The organism is Streptomyces sp. QH1-20, assembly GCF_041283565.1.
Classification (GTDB): domain Bacteria; phylum Actinomycetota; class Actinomycetes; order Streptomycetales; family Streptomycetaceae; genus Streptomyces; species Streptomyces syringius.
Genome location: NZ_CP166300.1, coordinates 1 through 20,726, shown reverse-complemented (window position 1 = coordinate 20,726; position 20,726 = coordinate 1). Strand labels below are relative to the sequence as shown.

The following is a 20,726-nucleotide window of genomic DNA, read 5'->3' as shown; positions in this document are numbered from 1 at the left end:
ATGCCCCTGGCAACCCGTGAGGCCAAGCACCAGGGGCATCCAGGGGCCGGTGACTACACGGCAGTGGGGGCGCGCAGGTCCGGGCGGGCGTCGGCGGCCGTGTGCACGACCTCCGCGAGACGCGAGATCGCGTCGGACCTGAGTTCTTCGAGGTCTGTGGGAGCCACCTCTCCGCCGAGTTTTGGAGCCACCTCAGCCGAGGGGCTCCCGCAGACGGCAACGGCCTGAGCTGGGCAGATACCGATCAACTCACGCCGGACCAGACAGGGCGGGGCATTCAGGCATCCTGGCCCCCCCAGGGGCGGGCCACCCAGCCTACGGTCACGGCGCCCGCCACGGCATGCGGGAGACAGCCGGACGCGGCCGACAGGGACGCTGGCCGAAGGAGGGTGCGGGGCCGGGCCGGCAAGTCGGCGTCGGCGTCGGCGTGGCTACCGGGACAGGCTGTCCTGTGGCGTCACGCCTTGACCGTGTGCCATCAATGGTGGATCGCCGGGAGCGGCGGACACGGCCGTCACAGGTACTCGAGGTAGCGGGTCCACCAGGTCGCGCGGCCGCGGTGCGGGCCGTAGCTGGCGTAGAAAGAGCCTTGGGCCGCAGGGCCGTATCAGCTTGTGCCTTATGGTCCGCGTGACTGATCGTTTCGCGACGGCCGTTATGGTTACGGGTTGTGACTGAGCTGTTTCCTGAGTTCCCGTACCACCCCGACCCCGTCGCCACGGGCGTGGTGGTTCCTTCTGGTGCGGCCTGCGTCTGCTGTGGGAAAGAGCGTGGGTACATCTACAGAGGCCCGGTCTACGCGGCTGAGGAGCTCACGGGCCGTCTGTGCCCGTGGTGCATCGCGGACGGCAGCGTCGCAGAACGGTTCGACGCCCACTTCACGGCGGGAACGTGTCTGGGCGACGACGTGTCCCTGGAGGTCCTCGAGGCCGTCGACAGGCACACGCCGGGCTTCGCCGCGTGGCAGGAACCCCAGTGGTTGTTCCACTGCGGCGACGGCGCCGCGTTCCTGGGCGTGGTCGGGGCCGCCGAACTCGCTGCTCACCCTGACGCACTGGAGACGCTTCAGGCGGAGACAGCCGGTTGGGGCTGGCCGCCAGACCAGGCCGAGCACTACCTCAGCTCGCTGGACAAGGACGATCAGCCGACGGCGTATCTCTTCCGGTGCCGGTCTTGCGCGGCCTACCTCGCCTACTCCGACTGCCCGTAAGCGCACAGACAGTCGAACAGTGTCACTCACCCGGGAGTTCGGTGCACGGGGCCAGCGGCCCTGGCGTGATCCTTCGTGCTGATCAAAAGCACAGGGCTCACCAGCCCCAGGACCGCCGTCGGAGGTGATTCTGCTGCACCACGAGGTCCGGCAGGAAGCGTTCACATGCGCGTCACGTTTCCGGGAGGACTTATTCGACTGCCTGACCATGCGTGGGGACGAGCTGTTCGAGCTCGTGGACGCGTTGCTGTGCGCGGATGGCCCGGTGACGTCGCCGGTGGACCTGACGCTGGTGGCCGAGCACCGGCGTGGGCACGGCGCGATGTACGAGGCGATGAACAGCGGGAACGTGGACGTGCCCCGGCTGCGGCAGGTGCTGGCTGGTCTACCGATGCCGCGGGCCGCCGACGGGCGCCTGGTCCTGGCCGTCGACGTCAGCAACTGGCTCCGCCCCGACGCGCCGACCAGCGCGGACCGCCTGTTCTGCCATGTCTACGGCCGCAGCGGACGGTCCTCGGACCAGTTCATCCCTGGCTGGCCGTACTCGTTCGTCGCCGCCCTCGAATCGGGCCGGACGTCCTGGTGCCAACTCCTGGACGCCGTCCGTCTCGGACCCGAGGACGACGTCGCCGAGGTCACCGCCGCCCAGCTCCGCCGAGTGGTCACCGACCTGATCGAGATGGGCCGCTGGCACTTCGGCGACCGCGACATCCTCATTGTCTTCGACGCCGGCTACGACGCCCCGCGCATGGCCCACCTCCTCGACGGCCTCCCGGTCGAGGTCCTTGGACGGATGCGCTCGGACCGGGTGATGCGACGGCCGACGCCCTCGCTCAAGGAGTACGCCCTGGCCTATCCCCGGGGCGGGCGCCCGCCGAAGCACGGCAAGGAGTTCCGCTTCGCCAAGCCGGAGACCTGGGGCGAGCCGGACGCGGCAACCGTACAGGTCACCGACCGGTACGGCACCGCCCGCGCGATGGCCTGGGACCGTATCCACCCCCGCCTGACCACCCGTTCCGCGTGGATCGGCCACACCGGCGAGCTCCCCGTCATCGAAGGCACGCTGATCCGCCTCCAGGTCGACCGCCTGCCCGGCGGAGGTGACCCGCTCCCGCTCTGGCTCTGGTCGTCCGCCACCGGCCTGAACAGCGAGGACATCGACGTGCGCTGGCAGGCGTTCCTGAGGAGATTCGACATCGAACACCTCTTTAGGATGATGAAACAGACCCTCGGGTGGACCCGTCCGAAGCTGCGAACCCCCGAGGCCGGCGAGCGCTGGACCTGGCTGATCATCGCCGCGCACACCCAGATCCGCCTTCTGCGCGACGCCGCCGCCGACTTGCGGCGGCCGTGGGAGAAGCCCGCCGAGCCCGGCCGGCTCACCCCGGCCCGAGTCCGCAGAGGGTTTCGGAACCTCCGCCCGCACCTGCACTGTCCGGCCCGTGCACCGAAACCATCACGTCCCGGCCCTGGAAGGCCGCTTGGCTCGAAGAACCGGTGGCCCGCCACTCGCTACGACGTGGGCAAGACCGTGAAACGACCCGAGAGCATCACCGAATGAAACCGACTCAGACCATAAAGAACAAGCTGAGAACAAGACCAAGACGTTCTGCTTCTGCGGCGGCGGAAATGGTGGGCGGGTGAAGTTCACGAACTACGGGTCGGCCTTCGGCGATCCGGTGATCACCTTGGACGGGCACGAGACGACCGAGCGGGTGGCCGGTGAGCGGCCTCTCGCGGCGAACTTCGGCCTGCTGTGCCAGGTCCAAAACCGGGGGACCGCTCGTCAGGCCCGGGACTCCTTCCTCGCGACCTACCGAAAGCTGGCCCGCGGCCGCCCCTTCGCACAGACCCTTGGGGCCTTCCTCCACTGCAAGGGCGACGCCGCGGACTGGGCCGGTTTGCAGGAGCGCCTGCCGTTCCAGCCGTCCGTGCGGGACCTGGTCACCGGCCGGGTCGATGAGCTGTTCACCAGGGGCGAGCACGAAAGCCTCGTGACGGGTTTCGAGCGGCTCATGGCCTCGATCCTCACCCACTCCCGCACCCCCTCCACCGTCGCGGACCTCCACGACCAAGTGCTCGTCATCGGGCCCGAACTGGAATTCCTCTGGGAGCGGCCGCAGATCGACACCGGGTGCCGCGTCCCGGGCCTGCCCGTGTACGTGGTCGGGGACGCGGCCGGGATCGCCCAGGGCATCGTCCAGGCAGCCATGATGGGCGTCGCTGCCGGCCAAGCCATCGCCTGCAGCCGCGACCTCATCCTGCTTCCGCCTGCGCCATGGGGGAGTGGTCCGCGGTGACCGACCCGACGACGCCACCACGGGGCACGGCATCCGGGACGGGCGGGCTTGACGCGCTCTACCCCCGCGCGGCGTGGGAGCTGCCGGTCAATCCGGCTCTTCCGGCCCCTCGTCTCGCCGATCCGCCGGCCGAGCGGTGCAACCTCGGCGGCTACCGCGACCACTACCACCCCAACATCATCCGGGAGTTGTCCGTCGACGGGGAACGGGAGCGGCTCGCCGTGATCGATAAAGCGTTCCCGCACAGCCTGTACGACGTGATGCTCCTGGTGGCCAGGGACGACGTCATTCGCCGGAGCGTCAGCGACACCCCCGACCTGGTCCTCGTAGCACTCCTGCGGGCCGCTCGGGCGTTCACCGTTCTCCTCTCCGACCCCGCGGTTTTGCGGCGCTTCGGGCTCGAGGGCGGCCGCGTCACGGTGAGCTGGAACCACGACCCGACGCTCGACCGCGACAACGGGCAGTGGTGGGACAAGCGCACTGCACTGGCACCTCAACTGCTGGCCAGAACCCCTCCGGCGCACCGTGGCACCCGTACGGCTGGCGGACATCACGGACGTCACCATGCGCCGCTCGCTGGTGGACCCGACCGCCTACCTCGCGCATCAGGTAATGACGGACGCCCTGCGGGACACCGTCCTGCCGGACGGCTGCCGCCTCCTGGGGCCCGACCCCGCGCGCGACGCGGCCCGTGCCCTGCCCGTCGGCCTGAAGATCCGCATACCCGGCTGGAACTTCGCCTCAACCCGCGAGTGCCGGATGCTCCTACGGGCGCTCCACGACACCGCAACAGGCGTCTACGGTTCCCTGCGCCGGTGTTTCACCGGCTCCAACGACGCCCCCAGCTCATGGGAGCGCCCCCGGCTGCTGCACGCCGACGACGTCAAGCGGGGCCTCGATGACCTGGCCTGGCTGTCCCCGGGCGCCCGGACGGGCCTTGTCCATCTGCGACGCGTCCTGCGGGATGTGACGGCCAAGGAGATGCGGTTGCTCGCCTCCCGTTCAGACGTCGCGAACCGGTGCCTGACGCTGGGAGGACTCAGCTACAACCTCGCCCTCTTCACCCCACAGCCGGCAACGGGCGACCGTCCCGTGATCGATACGGGCGGGCTGTATGTGGTCATGCAGCTCAAGCTGGTCAGCTTCGTCGGGAACAGCCCCGCCATAGGAGGCGCCACAGCCTCGGTCATCGACCGGACGGGCGGACCGGTGATAACGGCCCACGACCGCGACCGCCGCCACGCCTTCCAGCGCCGGTACACAGACCTGCTCCTGGCCGCCCTGCCCACGGCCGCACATGGGTACCTCAACTCCTCAGGAGGCAAACGGTGATCGACCCAGAGATCGCGCTCTACTACAGCCGGGGAACGGAGCAGGAGCGCCTCCGTGACCCCCGCAGGTCCATCGAATTCCACAGGACCGCGGACATCCTCCTGCGGCACCTGCCTCCGGCCCCCGCATCCGTTCTCGACGTCGGCGGCGGCGCGGGCATCTACGCCCTGACGCTCGCTGCGGCCGGCTACGACGTCACCCTCGTCGATCCCGTGCCCCTGCACGTCCAACAGGCCCGGGCCGCATCGCGCGCAGCAGACCGCCCTCTGACGGACATCGAGGCGGGCGACGCACGGGCCCTCGACTGGCCTGACCGGTTCTTCGGCGCCGTGCTGATGCTCGGGCCGCTCTACCACCTGGTCGAGGCGGCCGACCGGCACCAGGCATGGAACGAGGCACGCAGGGTGCTCCGCCCGGGTGGGGTCGTCGTCGCTGCGGGCGTCTGCCGGTACTACACCACCTGGGAGATGCTCTCGAAGAACAAGCTGGGCGCGGCCGGGGCTGAGGAGGCGGTGCAGTCGCACCTTGCCACCGGGCAGCACCGCAACCCGCGACGGGACTTCGAGAAGTTCTTCACCACCGCCTACTTCCACGCCCCGCAAGAACTCGCGGCGGAAGCGGCCGGGGCCGGGCTCGACGTCCAGGCCCTGCTCGCCGTGGAAGGGCCGGCGAAGCTCCTGCCGGACCTCGCGGAGCGCATGCAAGACGATGCCGCGAGGGCACAGATCATGCGAGCACTGAGGCGGCTGGAGGCGGAACCGAGCGTCCTCGGCGCCTCCGAGCACGTCCTGGTGATCGCCTCCAACACCAAGGAGGGACGCGCCGATGACCGCGAGGGCTGAAGGCAACCGGCTGGCTGACACGAACGCGCGGGTACGTGCCGTGTCGCAGTGGATCGACAGCTCGCCGGAGAACCAGGCCCGGGACCCCGAAGCTCTGCTGTGGGGGCGGGTGGCCAAGGTCGCTGAGGAGTCCGGCGAAGTCATCACCGCGCTGGTCGGCGCCACCGGCCAGAACCCCCGCAAGGGGAAATCAGCGACGATGGGCGACGTAGAGCGGGAACTGCTGGACGTGGCGATGACGGCCCTGTGCGCCGTCGAGCACCTGCACGCCGCCGACGACACCCCAGCCGACGTGATGGCGCTGCTCGCGGCCCACGTCGAGTCCGTCGCCCGGCGAGCCGGCCTGGCGTAGGCGACGACAACGCAGTGCGGGCCCCAGGGGAGGGTTCCCCCCGGGGCCCGCATGGTTGGGCGGGCTCTACGGCCGGCCGACACTCAGGTACGTGAAACCGAGGTCCCGCATGGTCTGCGGGCCAAGGAGGTTACGGCCGTCGTAGAGCACGGGGCGGCGCATCAGGCCCCGTGCCTCACCCCACGTCACCTCCCGCAGCTGGGGCCACTCCGTCACGACGATCGCCGCGTCCGCGCCGGTCACGGCGTCCAGCACGCTCTCGTGCCGGGTGGTGGACGTCCACGGCTCGACGTCGGCCGGGCGGGCCAGCGGGTCCCAGCACCGCACCGCAGCGCCCTCGGCCAGCAGCCGCGACGCCAGGACCGCGCTCGGGGCCTCTCGCATGTCGTCCGTGCCGGGCTTGAACGTCAGCCCCAGCAGAGCGATCTGAGTTCCCTCCAGCGTGCCCAGCTGGTCCTTGAGCTTCTGGATGGCGCGCCGTTTCTGCAGGTTGTTGACCTCGATGACCGCGCTCAGCAGCTGGGGGTGGTACCCGGTGTTACTGGCCAGCTGCTTGAGCGCCTCGGAGTCCTTGGGGAAGCAACTGCCGCCCCAGCCGATGCCGGCCTGCAGGAAGTGACGGCCAAGCCGGTGGTCCAGCCCGACGGCCTTGGAGACGTTGCCGATGTCGGCACCCGTGGCTTCGCAGATGTTCGCGATCTCGTTGATGAAAGAAATCTTCGTCGCCAGCAGCGCGTTCGAGGCCATTCTGGCCATCTCCGCGGACGGGATATCCATCACGACGACATCGCCATTGACGCCCTGATGCAGCTCCTCGACCAAGCGCGCCGTCTCGGCATCGGATGCTCCGATCACTACCCGGTCGGGGTTGAGGAAGTCGGAGACAGCACGGCCCTCGGCAGTGAACTCGGGATTGGAGGCGTATCCGACGTGGCCGAGCCCGGCTTCGTCGAGCACCGACCGTGCACGCGCACCGGTCCCCACCGGCACGGTGCTCTTCACCACGACCGCCGCAAGGTGCGCTGCACCCTTGAGGGAGCGGAGGACCGACCAGACCCGCGACAGATCGGCGTCGCCAGCGGAGGTGGGGGGTGTGTCCACGCAGACGAACACGATCTCGGCATGCGCGAGTGCCTCGTCCACGTTGAGGGTGAAAGACAGGCGCTCCTTGTTCTTAATGATCAGGTCGCCCAGGCCGGGTTCGTAGATCGGGACGTGCCCGGACTGGAGGAGCTTGATCCTCTCGGACTGGATGTCGCGCACGACCACGTCGTGACCGAGCTCGGCGACGGCAGTTGATTGACGGCATACGCTTCCGGGTCCGTACCGGTGTCCCGTGGCGGGATGTACCTGTCGAGTACGGGCCGTGGGGCCGGGTCTACGACCTGTGTGCGCCGTGAGGCGTTTCGTTGTATCCCCGATTCAATCGGGAGGAACTCGGAAGACTGTTATTGGACCGCCTGGCTTACCTGGAAGAGAAATCCGAAGGGGACCATAGCATGCCAGGAAAGCGGTGTTAGCCCGGAGATGTCCAAGGCTAGGTGCCGCAAGGTCCGCGCGATATGGCCAAGGCTTGATTGCTTGAAGCCTAATCCCCAGCGGTAAAAGTAGATACTCATCGGAACGACATCCGAAACCGGTGCCTTTTCCTTGCCCGGCCCTGAACAGATGAGCCGGGCAACTTCCGAGGAATAGGGCGTCGCCCAGCGAGGGTGGTAAAGGGGATGAGTGGGCGGCCTACGTCGTGCTCGATACGTGCAACGAAGTCGTACCACGGGATCGCCTAAGGGGCGCGAGCCCTATGGTGACGGAGTACCCATAGTAGTCGCAGGAGTTACGACCTGCCGAGGAGGCCGGGAAAGCCGGACCACAGGGCAAAGGGGTACAGGTGAACGAGACGTCTAGCGATGGGAGGTATGCGTAATGCAGAGCGCCGAAACGGTGCTGGACGTCATCCGGGATCGCGGCAAGAGGAATCTGCCGCTAGAGAGAGTATACCGACAGCTACTCAACCCGCAGCTCTTTCTGATGGCTTACGGGCGCATCTACCGAAATCCCGGTGCGATGACTCCTGGAGTCTCCGGGGAAACCGTGGATGGCATGTCACTGGAGAAGATCAATACAATCATCGGCGCCTTACGCTCCGAGTCGTATCGATGGTCGCCAGTTAAGCGGGTCTACATCGACAAGAAGGGAAAATCGAAGAAGCGCCCGCTTGGCCTTCTGACATGGTCAGATAAGCTGGTTGCCGAAGTGGTCCGTCTCCTGTTAGAGGCTTACTGCGACGTCCAGTTCTCTGAACGGTCTCACGGATTCCGCCCCAATAGGGGCTGCCACACCGCATTACAGGACGTGGCGAGATACTGGACAGGAACTCGGTGGTTCATCGAGGGGGACATCTCGGACTGCTTCGGCAGTCTGGATCACGAGCTCATGCTCACGGTCCTGGAGGGGAAGATCCACGATGGCCGCTTCCTGCGGCTGATCGATCGCATGCTCAAGGCCGGATATTTGGAGGACTGGCGATGGAATGCCACGCTCAGTGGAGCACCGCAAGGCGGGGTAGCCTCTCCTGTTCTCTCTAACATCTACCTAGATCAGCTCGATCAGTTCATCGAGCAGGTGTTGCTGCCGGAATACAACCGGGGGCAAAAACGGCGGAAGAATCCTGAGTATCACCGTCTCGAAAGCCGGATGCACCGGGCACTGCGGCGCGGGGACCGCGTCACGGCTAAGCAACTTCGGCTTCAGAAGCGGAGCTTGCCGAGCAAGGACCCGTACGATCCTGAATATCGGCGACTGCGATACGTCAGGTATGCCGACGATTGGCTACTCGGTTTCGCCGGGCCAAGGCACGAAGCGGAGGAGATCAAGGAGCGAATCAAGGAGTTCTTGCGTCAGGAACTCAAGCTCGAACTCTCTGAACCGAAGACCCTGATCACAATGCCACCAACCAGGCGGCACGCTTCCTCGGCTACGAGATCAAAGCCCAGCGTTGCGATACGAAGATCACCGGACTGCGCCGTTCCATCAACGGCTCCATCGGCCTCTTCGTGCCTCGCGACGTCATCCTGCAGCGCTGTGTGCCTTACATGAGAGGCGGGAAACCGGCCTCGCGCGGTGTGCTTCTCTACGACAGCGATTTTTCCATCGTGGCGGCATATCTAGCTGAGTACCGAGGACTCGTCCAGTACTACCTCCTTGCCCAGGACGTCTCCCGCTTGCAGCATTTGCGGTGGGTCATGGAGACTTCCATGCTCAAGACGCTGGCCAACAAGCACAACACGACCGTCACCCGTATAGCCCGGAAGTACAGGGCGATGATTGATACGGAAGTCGGATTGCGAAGGTGCTTCGAGGTCACAGTTGAGCGCGGAACGGGAAGGAAGCCGCTGGTAGCCCGTTTCGGCGGAATCCCTCTCAGGCGAAAGCTCACAGCGGTTTTGAACGACAGCAAGCCGCTAACACCCAACCATGTCAGCAGATCTGAGTTGGTGAAACGGCTTCTAGCTGAGCGCTGCGAGATGTGTGAGTCGACGAATCAGGTGGAGGTACACCACATTCGAAAGCTCGCTGACGTCAACCAGCCAGGCCGGGCCGAACATCCCATGTGGGTGAAGTTGATGGCGATGAGACGGCGCAAGACCTTGGTGGTCTGCCGACCGTGCCATGAGGACATCCACGCCGGCCGGGCCACCACTTCCACCCGGAAAAGATCACTGGAGAGCGGTGTGCTGGGAAACTAGCCCGCACCGTTCGGGAAGGGGCCGTCGGAAAAGGACCCGCACCACGGGCACCTCGTCGGCGGCCTACTTCACTTCGCCGATGGCAACGGAACGGCACCTGGCGCCAGATCGTGAGCCGGCTTCAGGCCCTGGCCGACGCGAGGGGGGCGATCACGTGGGATCTGAGCGTCGACTCCACAGTCTGCCGCGCCCATCAGCATGCGGCCGGGGCCCGCAAACAGGGCGACCTGCAGAAGGAACCACCGGGTGGCATCTTCATCGAGCCTCGTGATCACGGGCTGGGACGGTCGCGCGGCGGCTTCACCACCAAACTGCACCTGGCCGTCGAGCAAGGGCAGAAGCCCATGTCGATCGTGATCACCGCAGGACAGCGAGGAGACTCCCCGCAGTTCGAACCCGTGCTGGCAGGCGTTCGCGTGCCCCGCATCGGGCCGGGCCGCCCTCGCGTCCGCCCCGACCGGGTCCGTGCCGACAAGGCGTACGCCTCCCGCAAGAACCGCGCCTACCTGCGCCGCCGCGGGATTCGCTGCACCATTCCTCTCAAGACCGACCAGGTGTGTCACCGCAGGAAGCTCGGGTCGCGTGGTGGTCGGCCGCCACGTTTCGACCGGGCCGACTACCGGGATCGTCATGCGGTCGAGTGCGGGACCAGCCGCCTCAAGAGGAACCGTGCGGTCGCGACACGGTATGACAAGCTCGCCGTCCGCTACGAGGCGATCGTCCTCGTCGCGGCTGTTAACGAGTGGCTGTGAAGGGACGGACTTCAGTGGCCTGGTGCCCGTTGTGCTTGACGGGCTGCGCGGTATTGAGGTGCGCGGGACCTGACGGCTGTCGTACCGTGGGGAGGTTCCTGCTGCTTGGTGACCTCGGTGGCGGGGCCCGGCTTCTTCGTTTCACGATCTTGAGGTGAGCTTGTACCCCCAGGCCAAGTAGCCGTCCGTCGTTTCCCCGCGTTCTGATGTGTCGAACGTGTCCGGGGGCGGACGTCGCGCTGGTCTGAGTTGCGTCACCCACCCCCGCCTTTCCCCCTTCTTGTTCCCGGGTGCAGCTCTGCCGTCTGCCCCGGGCTCTGTGCTGTTCTGACCCCGTCGCGGCTGACGGCAAGCTCCCCGATTCCACTGGATCAGGAGCTTTTCCGTGGTTTCCCCCGCGCTCGGCAACGAGCCGCAATCCTCCTCCGAGCCTTCGGCTCAGCCAGGTACGTCCAAGGTGGCACTGGCCGCCAAGATCTCCCTGGTGGTGGTCCTGGTCGCCGAGCTCATGAACGTCCTGGACCACTCGGTCGTCCTCAACGCCATCCCCACCCTCCAAGCCTCGCTCGGCGCCACACCGGCCCAGGTGCAGTGGCTCACCGCCGGGTACGGGCTGGCCCTCGCCCTCGGGCTGGTCACCGGCGGCAGGCTCGGCGACACCTACGGCAGGCGCAGGGTCTTCCTGATGGGCACCGCCGTGTTCACTACGGCTTCCCTGCTGTGCGGTCTCGCCATGGGGCCCGGGATGCTCATCGGTGCCCGCGTGCTCCAGGGCGCCGGGGCCGCCGTGATGATCCCGCAGGTCCTTGCCACCCTCCACGTCACCTTCGACGGCGAGCACCGCAGCCGCGCCTTCAGCCTCTACGGAGCCGTCCTGACCGTCGGCTCGGTCCTGGGGCCGGTCCTGGGCGGCGTGCTCACCGGCGCCGACCTGTTCGGCCTGGGCTGGCGGACGATCTTCCTGATCAACCCCCCCATCGGCCTCGCCGTACTCCTCGGAGGCTGGAAGTTCATCACCGAGTCGACCGCGCCGAAGGCGGAACGCCTGGACCTCACGGGCGTGCTGCTCTCCGCGCTCGCCGTGGTCCTGATCGTCTTTCCCCTCACCGAAGGCCACGCCCACCGGTGGCCCCTGTGGTGCTTCGCCATGCTCGCCGCCGGGCTCGTCGTGCTCGGTGTGTTCCTGCGCCAGCAGCGACGCAGGCAGGATGATGCTCCGCTCGTGGTGCTGGCCCTGTTCAAAGAAAAGGCGTTCTCCGGCGGGCTGTCCGCGCAGATGACGTTCGGCCTGCTGTCGGGGATGTTCTTCATCACCTGGACGCTGTTCCTCCAGCGTGGCCTGGGCATGAGCCCGCTCCACGCGGCCCTGGCCTTCGTGCTGCTCACCGTCGGCGAGATGGCCGGCGTCTTGATCACCATGAAGACCGCGGGATGCTACGGGCGCCGCCTGCCGCAGGCCGGGGCGCTGACCGCCCTCGTTGCGACGGCGGGCTACGGGATCCAGATCAGCAGCGGCCAGGCCGACTTGACCCTCACCGCGATGGCCCTGCCGCTGCTGCTGCTCGGCCTCGCCTTCGGCACCATCGGAGGACCGCTCGCCGACCTGTCGCTCAGCAAGGTCCCGCACGAAAACGCGGGCTCGGCCTCGGGGCTGTTCAATACCTCGATCCACCTGGGCATGGCCCTGGGAACCGCCCTGACCGCCCTGGTGTTCTTCTCCGCCACCGGCGGCTCGTCCGACGCCGCGGCCAACCGCGACGCCTTCACCCACGTCCTGTGGTGGGTCGGCGCTGCCTTCGCCGCCATGTGGGCACTGATGTTCCTCCTGCCCACACGAACGAGCAACCAGACCGACTGAGCTCCAGCCCGCTGCGGCAGCACACCGAAGAACGTGCCACCGCAGCGGGCAACTCAGAGCACTTCCGACACACGGCCTAGAACCCCGAGACCAGACCCAGTCCGTGACGGGGTTCGGATCAGCGGTATTCGGGTCCGTCCCAGTCGCGGGGTGGGCGGGGCAGGGGGGTGAAAGTCGTGCGCTCGTGGGCGATCAGGCTGACGCGGTACGGGATCCACGCCTCGACGACGTCGAGCTCCAAGGGCGGCGGCGGAAGCTCTTCGAAAGAGACGTGCTCGTCGGTCAGACGGTCGGCCTGCTCACGCCACCACAGCGCCCAGCCGAGGAGCGCCGAGGGATAGAGGCTGAGTGGACCGGGTTCGGCGTCGGCGGTCATGGTGACGGTGTAGCCGGAGGCGGTGGCAAGGTCGCTGGTGCCCAGCCAGACCAGGACAGTGCGCTCGCCGGAGATGACCCCGACGGCCTGGGCGGCGGCGCGCCGGCGGCGCAGGCTGTCCAGAGCGAGCAGCGCCGGGGTATCTCCCGCGTGAGCCACCACGACCGTAGCGGAGGCCGCCAGCTGGCCCTGACGCGAGTTCTCGAGGGAGAGCCTGCGGCGCTGCTCCTCGGGCCAGGACGCGGGGATCCGGGCCTCGACCTCGGCCCACGGGCGCGGTTCGACAGCCAGCAGGTGCAAGTTGAGCGACGGGGGCTCCACGGGGTAGCGGGTCACGTGGACCTGCAGCGTGCCGTCCGGCCCGGGGAGCGGGTGGCTGTCCACCTCGGCTGCCGGCACCCGGGCCCCCGGATAGACCGCGACCATCGGGTGCTGCACCAGCCCCTCGTCAGCAGGCCGTGACATCGTTCTCCGCCCCTCCCCGCCGCGAACACGTCGAGGCCGACGCTAACAGCGGGGCCCAGGCGGGAGCACGATCGCAGAATCCTCGACCTTCCACTGGGAGTGGTCGGCAAAGATGTCGTGGATCTGTATGCGTATCCGGTCGGCGGCTGGTTGTAGAACTGGGGCTCGCACTGGGCCGCTCCCCTTTCGCCTGAGGTTTCTGCCGGGACGCTCTGTGTCACAGAAGGGCACTCCCAGTACCCCGACGATCCCCCGGGCACTGGGAGTGGACGAGCCGCAGGCTCAGCAGGCGGCACCGCCGACCGCCCTGGCACGTGTTCCGTCATTCATGACAGCCCCGGCCAGAGGGCCCCGACCACCGCGCGCTTACGAGTTGGTGTCCACGTACAGCCCCCAGGCGCGGCGGTTGGAGCTCCACCTGCAGTCCCACCAGCTATAGACGGAGTTCTCTCCGTCGGCCTCGCACCGCGCCTTGGTGCTGTACCAGCCGACAACGACGATTGCGGAGGTGGTCGGTGCGGCTGCCGTCGTGTTGCTGTTGACGGGCGCGGGAGCGGCCTGCGCGGGAGCGGCCAGGCCCCCCAGCACAAGTGCGGACCCAAGGGCCGCGCCGGCGAGGACATTGCGGATACGCATAACTCATCCTTCCCTCTCGACGGATGGACTCTCGCATGTCCATGGGCTGGTGCCGGACATGCTTCAGAATCCGTGCACGCATTCGATCGGCTCGGGCGATAGAGCTTGGCCCCAGTCGCGGTCGATGTCCAGGGTGCCGAGAGCGGTAGTTCCCGGTCTTGTCATTCCGCGCAGGGTTGTTGACGATTCGCGCACACTTCAAGTTGGCGGAGGCTGCGTGCACCGCACCCAGTGCACCGCTCGCCCGAGCCGGTGCGCACCGTCCGGTCGGTGGGCGGTGCGCGTCCGTCGGAGCCGCCCTCGCGCCGATTTTGAGTGATGTGCCGCAATTGACGGCTTCGTCAAGGTGGCTGTCAAGGGGCCATGTGATATGGGAATCTGGCTCAATTCGGCTCCCTCCCGAGGCCGCATCACGCACCACTCAGAGCGCGCCGCGCACCGAGATGTGAGCCGCCGAACGGACGGTGCGCGCACCGCCCCGCGCCCCGCGCCAGCGGTGGTGCGCACCGCCCGCACCATGATGCGCACCACCGCACCGACGATGCGCACCACCGATGCGGGAGTGCACGACATCGCGCGGAGGCGCACCCGATGCGCGCCACTGCACCCGATGCCCGGACAGTGCACTGCATCCGATGCACGACATCGGGCCGGGAGTGCACGGCCTCCGATGGGCACCGTCGCTGGCCGGGCTGCGGCATCGTTCCTTGACAGGGTTCGCTAGTGCGGCATCTCGCCCGAACAGGGCAGCGCCCGGGGGAGGGAGAGATCGCCGGCCCCCGGGCACTGCCCCGGCTTCCGCCTAGCTCAGGCTGCGGCCATCTCGTGCCTGGTGCTGGCGTCGTCGCGGACGTCGACGAGGAACTGGTAGACGTGACCGATCGGTTAGGGCGACAGGTGGGGAACTGGTCTGCTCGGCATGGTGCTGGTCACGGACAAACCGGCAGTGCAAGGGGTTCAAGCGGGGCATACCGGGGCGGTGGCAGGACTGGGCCAGCGGGGCGGAACAGACGTTGGTCAAGGGGGTCCTCTTCAAGGTGGCCACCGGTTCGCATGCCGACGGCGCGACATCGGGCGGGGCAGTTCCTTGTCCTCCGGTGGTCACACGGTGCTGCGCGAACCGGCCTGTATCCACTGACTGGCCGTCCGGCCGGAGAGACCGAGGACCCGATGACCGCCACCGACCCCGCCCAGCACCCCGCACCCGCCCCCTTGCCGGGCCCAGCCGAGCCGTCCGGCAAGGGGGCACGGACTCCCTCCACGGGCCCCTCCATCGCCCCCTCCACGGCCTCTTCGCCCACTGGGCGCGTCCGTGCAGGTCAGCCCCGGCGGACAAGGGCCCGCGAGGCGTTCGACAACCCTTCTGCTCTGCGCCTTCGAACCAGGCATGGAAGCCCACCCACACCCGACGGAAGGAAGTGCTGAAGGCTCTTGGGATCTTCCAGAGGGCCACCGCTGATCAGCTGTGGCGGATGCTGCGTCCCGGCGACCGGCACGACCGGTGCACGAGGGACACCCTCAACGCCCTCAAGAAGCAGGGCAAGGTCCGGGTGGAGACGCGACTGAAGTCGGGCCACCAACTGTGGGTGCTCACCGAGCACGGGCACAAGGAAGCCCGCCTGCTGCTGCCGAAGCACATGAGGATCTCCGCGCTGCGCAAGCTCGAGTACGGCACCGACGGCGAGCCGGTCGCCGGCGACGGCTACGACGAACACGCCGCCGCGGTGACGCTGACCGCCGCGGTGCTGACCGGGGCCGGGCTCGGCACGCCGCTGTCGTGGCAGACCGAGATCGGCCACAAACTCCCCTACTTTGACCCAGCCTCGGCGGCCAGGGGTGTAGGGCTGCTTCAGCCCCTTGGCCACGCAGCCCTCCACTCCCTGCAGCTTCAAGAACAAGATCGCAGACACCCTGTGGAAGGGGACCCAGACGTCGCCCGGGGTCTACCACCGGTACCCGATACCCTCGGGCTGCCACCCGCCGAAGAAGAACTTCAAGGTGGTCTTCAACCAGGGCCCGTACGGTGGCGACGGAGGCCGTACGAAGCCCCAGGGAATCATCACCGCCGTGGAGGAGTACACGTTCGCGGCGCCGGCCAAGACAGGCGCGGCGGCGAAGTGCTGAGATGAGCACATGGCTACATCGGAGCAGGTGAAAAGCCGGCTGAGTCACCGGATTCTGGGAACTCAGAGGCAAGGGCCGGGCGTTCCCATCGAAGTCCGGGAACTGCGCGTGCCCGCCGTCTACCCGGAGCTGCTCATCGAGCTTGATGTGTGCGTTGCGGAAGAAGTCTGGCGGGTGTCACTGGAATACGGCGGCCCCGACGCAAGCCTGGCGAGTGGAGACCTGACCGAGGACTCCATGCGCACCCTTGAGCTTCTCGTGCGGACCAATTTGTTCGAGTGGTGGCACACGAAGGACAAGGAGAAGGCGTCGGCGCGCATGGGTCGGCGGCTGTCGTGAGACATCCGAGAGGGTGAGGACGCGTCGCCGCCGACCAGCGACCAGTTCCACCACCGGCCCAAGCACAAGCGGGCCCTTGCGGCGCCGGGGTCGTCCCCGGCGCCGCAAGGGCCCATCCGTCGTCGGTGGCTCACAACGTGTTTCCCTGGTCACTGCCGGTCGCCACATTGAACCCGCCCCGTCTCACCAGCGGCCACACAGCTTGCCGGGGAAGCTAGGCAACCCTCTTATCAAACGCCCCCACCAGGATGAAACGCTCTTTCAAGCGCCTGGTCAGCCGCGCCATCCTCACCGAACCCGGCCTGTTCGCCCAGCCCCGTCCGTAACGGCGCACCGAACCCCACAAGCAGCAAGCCTTACCCCGCGCCAATCCCGTAACGGTTCACACATCGAGCCTCATAACGCCCTCTTATGAGGGGCACAGGCCTTTCACCGGTTGGTCTGGGAGGAGTTGTGCCCAGTGGTGGGCTGCGCTGAGGTGGCAGATGCGCGTGGCGACGTAGCCGGCGTCGGTGCTCCAGGCGCGGGCGACGTAGTTGGCGTCGGTGCTCCAGGCGCGGGCGGAGTTGGCGTCGGTGGTCCAGACGCGGGAGGCGTCGCGGGGGCCGAAGGTTGCCAGGGCGTGGCCGTCGGGGGAGAAGCGTACCGTGGGTATGCCCACCATGGTGGGGCCGGTGAGGGTGGCACGCAGGCGAGCGGCTCGGGTGTTCCAGAGCCGTACGCTGCCGTCGGTGTTGGTGGTGGCGAGGGTGGAGCCGTCGGGGCTGAAGGCCACCGCGCGGACAAAGCCCGAGTTGGCGGTGAGCGTTGCGGTGGTACGGCGGGTGGCGACGTCCCACAGGCGGATGCTGTTGTCGGTGTTGCCGACAGCCAGGGCCTTGCCGTCGGGGCTGAAGGCCAGGGCTATGTTGGCATCTTTGGGACCGGGCAGGGGCGTGCCGGTCTGCCCTGGGCGGATGGTCCACAGCCGTGTGGTGCCGTCGGTGCTGACGGAGGCCAGAGCGCGGCCGTCGGGCCTCAGGGCCAGTCCGACCACCGTGTGGGCTTCGCGCAGGACGGCGGTGGTACGCCGGGTGGCGACGTCCCACACGCGGATGGTGCCGTCGTTGCTGCAGGCGGCCAGGGTGCTTCCGTCAGGAGTGATCGCCAGCTGCCGCACAGTGCCGGTGGCCCCTGTGAGCGTGGCGGTGCGTGTGCCTGTCGCCAGGCTCCACACGCGTATGGCACGGTCGCGACCGGCCGTGGCCAGCACTTGGCCATCACTGCTGGCCACCGACACGGTAACGGGCTTCGGGGGACGGATGGGTTCCGGGCGGGTGCGCGGCGTCGCCCTGGACCAGCGGGCCACCAGGTTGTCGTAGTCGACCGTGAAGAAGGCGTGGCGGTCCGCGAAGGACGCCGCTGAGGTGATGGCGCCGGTGCGCCCGGTCAGTATGGCGATCGGGCGGCGCGAGGCCACGTTCCACAGGCGGACGGTGGAGTCTTTGCCCGTGGAAGCAAGGGTGCGGCCGTCGGGGGAGAACGCGACCGCGTAGACGGGCTGCTTCACGGTCAGCGTGGCCAGGGCATCGCGCGCCCGCGGGCGCCAGAGACGAATGGTGCCGTCGATGCTCGCGCTGGCCAGGGTGCGGCCGTCCGGCGAGAACGACAGTTGCTGCACGTCGCGGGTGTGGCCGGTCAGCGTCGTGAGCAGGCGGTGGGAACGTACGTCCCACAGCTTTACGCCGCCGTCGTTGCCCGCCGTGGCCAGGGAGTGGCCGTCAGGGGAGAACGCCACCGTGTTGACGGCGCCGGTGCGGCCGGCCAGGACGGCGAGGGTCTTGTGGGTGGACACGTCCCATAGGCGGGTTGTGCGCCCCTTGTCCGCGGTGGCCAGGGTGCGGCCGTCCGGCGAGAACGACAGGTGCATCACGGCGTCGGCATGCCCGGTCAGGACGGCGAGCGCCCTGTGGCCGCGCACCGCCCACAGACGCACTGTGCGATCGCTGCCGACGCTGGCCAGGGTGTGCCCGTCGGGGGAGAACGCGACACCTTCGACCATGTTGGTGTGGCCGGTGAGGGTCGCCAGGAGGCGGTGGGAGCGGGCGTCCCACAGTTTGACGCTGCGGTCGTTGCTGGCGGTGGCGAGGGTGGAGCCGTTAGGGGAGAACGCCACGGTGTTCACGGCGTCGGTGTGGCCGGTCAGGGTGGCCAGGAGGCGGTGGGAGCGGGCGTCCCACAGTTTGACGCTGTGATCGAAGCTCGCGGTGGCGAGGGTGCGGCCGTCAGGGGAGAAGGACGTGCTCTGTATCGGGCTGGTGTGGCCGGTGAGCTGGTTGGCGTAGTAGCGGGCGTAGGCGCTCAGCAGACTGCCGCGCGCTTCTGTGGTAACGGCCTGCCGGTATCCCTTCAGGGCGAGAACCATGGCTGCCTCGGGACGCTGCTCGCTCATCTTGTCCGCGCGGGCAGCGAGTTCACGGGAGACGGCAAGGCGTCGCTGAGTGTCGGCATCGGCCGTCTTCTTCACGGCAACCGCCGTCGCGGCCAGCGCCAGCGCCAGCAACACGCTGAGGGCTGTCACGAGCTGATGGGTGCGGCGGGTGCGCCGCCGGGCGGCAGCACTACTTGCATAGAGGAAGTCTCGTTCCAGCGAGGTGAGGTCGCTGCCGGCCACTGGGGTGGGGAAGGCTTCCTCGGCCGTGGCCAGGCGGGTCCCCCGATACAGCGCACCGGGGTCCTGACCGAGGTCGCTCCAAGCACGGGCGGCCTCGGTGAGTCGGCGCAGCGTGCGCAGTCTGCCACGGTCTTCCTCGATCCAGCGACGCAGTCTCGGCCAGGCGGTGATGAGGGCTTCGTGGGCGATCTCGACGGTGGTGTTGTCGAGGGTGAGCAGACGTGCCTGGACGAGGGCCTGCAGGGCCTGGCTGGTCTCTGGCTGGTCAGGGGTCTCCAGCTCCGTGCGGTCGGCGGGCCTGCGGGTGTCGGGGGTGCCGTCGCCGGGGGCGACAAGACGCAGGAGCAGACGTCGCGCTGCGCGCCCCTGGCTGTCGGTGAACCGGCAGTAGACCTCCTCGGCGGTCTTGGCGATGGCGCCGTGGAGACCGCCGACGGCTTCGTAGCCTTCCAGGGTGAGGGTGCGGCCGCGGCGGCGGCGCCAGGTTTCCAGCAGCGTGTGCGACAGGAGCGCCAGTCCGCCCGGTTCCGCGCCCGTCTCCTCGATGAGACGGGCCGTTAATGCCCGCTCCACGACCAGCCCTTCGGCGGCCGCAGGTTTGACGATCACTGCACGCAGCTCGTCGGGCGTCATCGGGCCGACGGGAAGGCTTGCCTCTTCGATGACCGCGGCCAGGCCCTCGTGCTCAAGGCAGCGGGCATAGAAGTCTGCCCGCACCCCCAGCACCACCCGCAGCCGGCTGCCGGGGTCCTGGGCCGACAGCAGCAGGCTGATGAATTCCCGCCGCTGTGCCGCATCGTGGCAGAGGGTGAAGGTCTCCTCGAACTGGTCCACCACCAGCCATGTATCTCCTGGTACCCCGGCCGGGGTGAACAGCTTCCGGTGATCGTGCACCGGCCGGGGACCGGGTGTGAGGATGCGGATCGCCGCTGGGCGCAGCGCGGGGTCCTTGGTGTTCTGTAATCGGGGGATGAGGCCGGCGCGTAAGAGGGAGGACTTGCCGCTGCCCGAGGGGCCGAGCACCATGACGCACCGGCGGGCTCCGGCCAGAGCGGTGAGGCTGTCCGTGGGCCGGGTGCGGCCGAAGAACCGCGCCTGATCGCTGGGTTCGAAACGGGCCAGACCACGGTAGGGAGGATCCGCCGACTCCTCGTCCACGGCCCGGGGGACAGCGGCCTCTTCGTCACGGAATGCGTGCCATCGCCGCTCCCACTCCTCCGGGTCCCCGCCACACGCCTTCACATAGGCCAGTGCCAGGGGCAGAGACGGCAGCGTCTCCCCTGCGGCCGCGCGTGCCAGAGCGGCGACCGAGTACCCAGCCCCTTCGGCCATCCCCCGGTAGGTGGGGCTGCCTGCCTCCCGGCGCAGCTTGCGTAACTCGAAAGCGAATCGCTGCACCGGCCCCGCCACCGGATCGATCGGCTTCTCACGACGCCCCACCGCGCAGTCCCAGCCCCTCCCTCTCGATGTCCTACCGCCCAGCCCAACATGGCCGCCACACCAGCGACAAGGCGCCCGCAAGCCAACCCCCAGTCCCCGGGCTAGGCCACCGCTGTTTTGTCTACCAGCACAAACAGGGGCTGCGAGACAACCAACCGACCACTGAAATCGCTAAGGCACAGCCTGAACCGGTGCTTCCCACGAGGGCGGGCCGGGGCCCGTGCATCGACGCACCACCGATCCAGGCACATTCCGACGAACTGCTCTCCAAGCCCCAGCGGGTGCCCGCATCCGCTCTGCA

Annotated in this window: 13 protein-coding genes and 3 pseudogenes; 12 read left to right on the top strand and 4 right to left on the bottom strand. The window is 68.1% G+C overall.

Annotation, left to right across the window (positions count from 1 at the left end):
• Positions 1 to 670 precede the first annotated feature (670 nt).
• From AB8O64_RS35460 to AB8O64_RS35435, 6 genes are all read left to right on the top strand, one after another.
• Entirely contained in the window at positions 671 to 1,210 is a 540-nt protein-coding gene (locus AB8O64_RS35460) for a CbrC family protein (RefSeq protein WP_370424097.1), read from the top strand.
• Between the two features lie 208 nt (positions 1,211 to 1,418).
• The gene (locus AB8O64_RS35455; protein ID WP_370424096.1) at positions 1,419 to 2,771 is read left to right on the top strand and encodes an NF041680 family putative transposase; all 1,353 of its coding nucleotides are present in this window, start codon (positions 1,419 to 1,421) and stop codon (positions 2,769 to 2,771) included.
• A gap of 79 nt (positions 2,772 to 2,850) precedes the next feature.
• On the top strand, positions 2,851 to 3,510 hold the full coding sequence (locus AB8O64_RS35450; protein WP_370424094.1) for a hypothetical protein: 660 nt from the start codon (positions 2,851 to 2,853) through the stop codon (positions 3,508 to 3,510).
• 525 nt (positions 3,511 to 4,035) lie between these two features.
• The gene (locus tag AB8O64_RS35445) at positions 4,036 to 4,842 is read left to right on the top strand and encodes a hypothetical protein (protein WP_370424093.1); all 807 of its coding nucleotides are present in this window, start codon (positions 4,036 to 4,038) and stop codon (positions 4,840 to 4,842) included.
• Entirely contained in the window at positions 4,839 to 5,684 is an 846-nt protein-coding gene (locus AB8O64_RS35440; protein ID WP_370424092.1) for a class I SAM-dependent methyltransferase, read from the top strand. The genes AB8O64_RS35445 and AB8O64_RS35440 overlap by 4 nt, the downstream gene beginning before the upstream one ends.
• Positions 5,668 to 6,036 carry a MazG-like family protein gene (locus AB8O64_RS35435; protein WP_370424091.1) on the top strand — a complete coding sequence of 123 codons (369 nt, stop codon included), beginning with the start codon at positions 5,668 to 5,670 and terminating at the stop codon, positions 6,034 to 6,036. The genes AB8O64_RS35440 and AB8O64_RS35435 overlap by 17 nt, the downstream gene beginning before the upstream one ends.
• 66 nt (positions 6,037 to 6,102) lie before the next feature.
• Here AB8O64_RS35435 and AB8O64_RS35430 read toward each other — a convergent pair whose 3' ends face one another.
• Complete coding sequence (locus tag AB8O64_RS35430; RefSeq protein ID WP_370424090.1) at positions 6,103 to 7,299, bottom strand: UDP-glucose/GDP-mannose dehydrogenase family protein; 1,197 nt, start codon at positions 7,297 to 7,299, stop codon at positions 6,103 to 6,105.
• Between the two features lie 23 nt (positions 7,300 to 7,322).
• Here AB8O64_RS35430 and AB8O64_RS35425 point away from each other — a divergent pair.
• The 4 genes and pseudogenes from AB8O64_RS35425 to AB8O64_RS35410 form a co-directional block, all read left to right on the top strand.
• A pseudogene (locus AB8O64_RS35425) lies at positions 7,323 to 7,424 on the top strand (transposase); the annotation flags it as partial.
• Between the two features lie 535 nt (positions 7,425 to 7,959).
• Positions 7,960 to 9,782 (top strand): annotated as a pseudogene (locus AB8O64_RS35420) (reverse transcriptase domain-containing protein).
• 74 nt (positions 9,783 to 9,856) lie between these two features.
• Positions 9,857 to 10,534: pseudogene (locus AB8O64_RS35415) on the top strand (IS5 family transposase); the annotation flags it as partial.
• A gap of 385 nt (positions 10,535 to 10,919) precedes the next feature.
• A complete protein-coding gene (locus tag AB8O64_RS35410; RefSeq protein WP_370424089.1) occupies positions 10,920 to 12,392 on the top strand; it encodes an MFS transporter in 1,473 nt (490 codons plus the stop codon).
• A gap of 118 nt (positions 12,393 to 12,510) precedes the next feature.
• Here the strand turns inward: AB8O64_RS35410 and AB8O64_RS35405 are convergent, their stop codons facing one another.
• Together AB8O64_RS35405 and AB8O64_RS35400 are read right to left on the bottom strand one after the other, a co-directional pair.
• On the bottom strand, positions 12,511 to 13,233 hold the full coding sequence (locus AB8O64_RS35405) for a hypothetical protein (RefSeq protein WP_370424088.1): 723 nt from the start codon (positions 13,231 to 13,233) through the stop codon (positions 12,511 to 12,513).
• A 366-nt stretch (positions 13,234 to 13,599) separates the two neighbouring features.
• Entirely contained in the window at positions 13,600 to 13,869 is a 270-nt protein-coding gene (locus AB8O64_RS35400; RefSeq protein WP_370424087.1) for a hypothetical protein, read from the bottom strand.
• Between the two features lie 1,418 nt (positions 13,870 to 15,287).
• On the opposite strand from AB8O64_RS35400, the gene AB8O64_RS35395 reads away from it, so the two are divergent.
• Positions 15,288 to 15,998 (top strand): hypothetical protein, encoded by a 711-nt coding sequence (locus AB8O64_RS35395; protein WP_370424086.1) that lies wholly within the window; start codon positions 15,288 to 15,290, stop codon positions 15,996 to 15,998.
• A 4-nt stretch (positions 15,999 to 16,002) separates the two neighbouring features.
• Entirely contained in the window at positions 16,003 to 16,332 is a 330-nt protein-coding gene (locus tag AB8O64_RS35390) for a hypothetical protein (RefSeq protein WP_370424084.1), read from the top strand.
• Between the two features lie 409 nt (positions 16,333 to 16,741).
• Here AB8O64_RS35390 and AB8O64_RS35385 read toward each other — a convergent pair whose 3' ends face one another.
• On the bottom strand, positions 16,742 to 20,383 hold the full coding sequence (locus tag AB8O64_RS35385) for a hypothetical protein (RefSeq protein WP_370424083.1): 3,642 nt from the start codon (positions 20,381 to 20,383) through the stop codon (positions 16,742 to 16,744).
• Between the last annotated feature and the right edge of the window lie 343 nt (positions 20,384 to 20,726).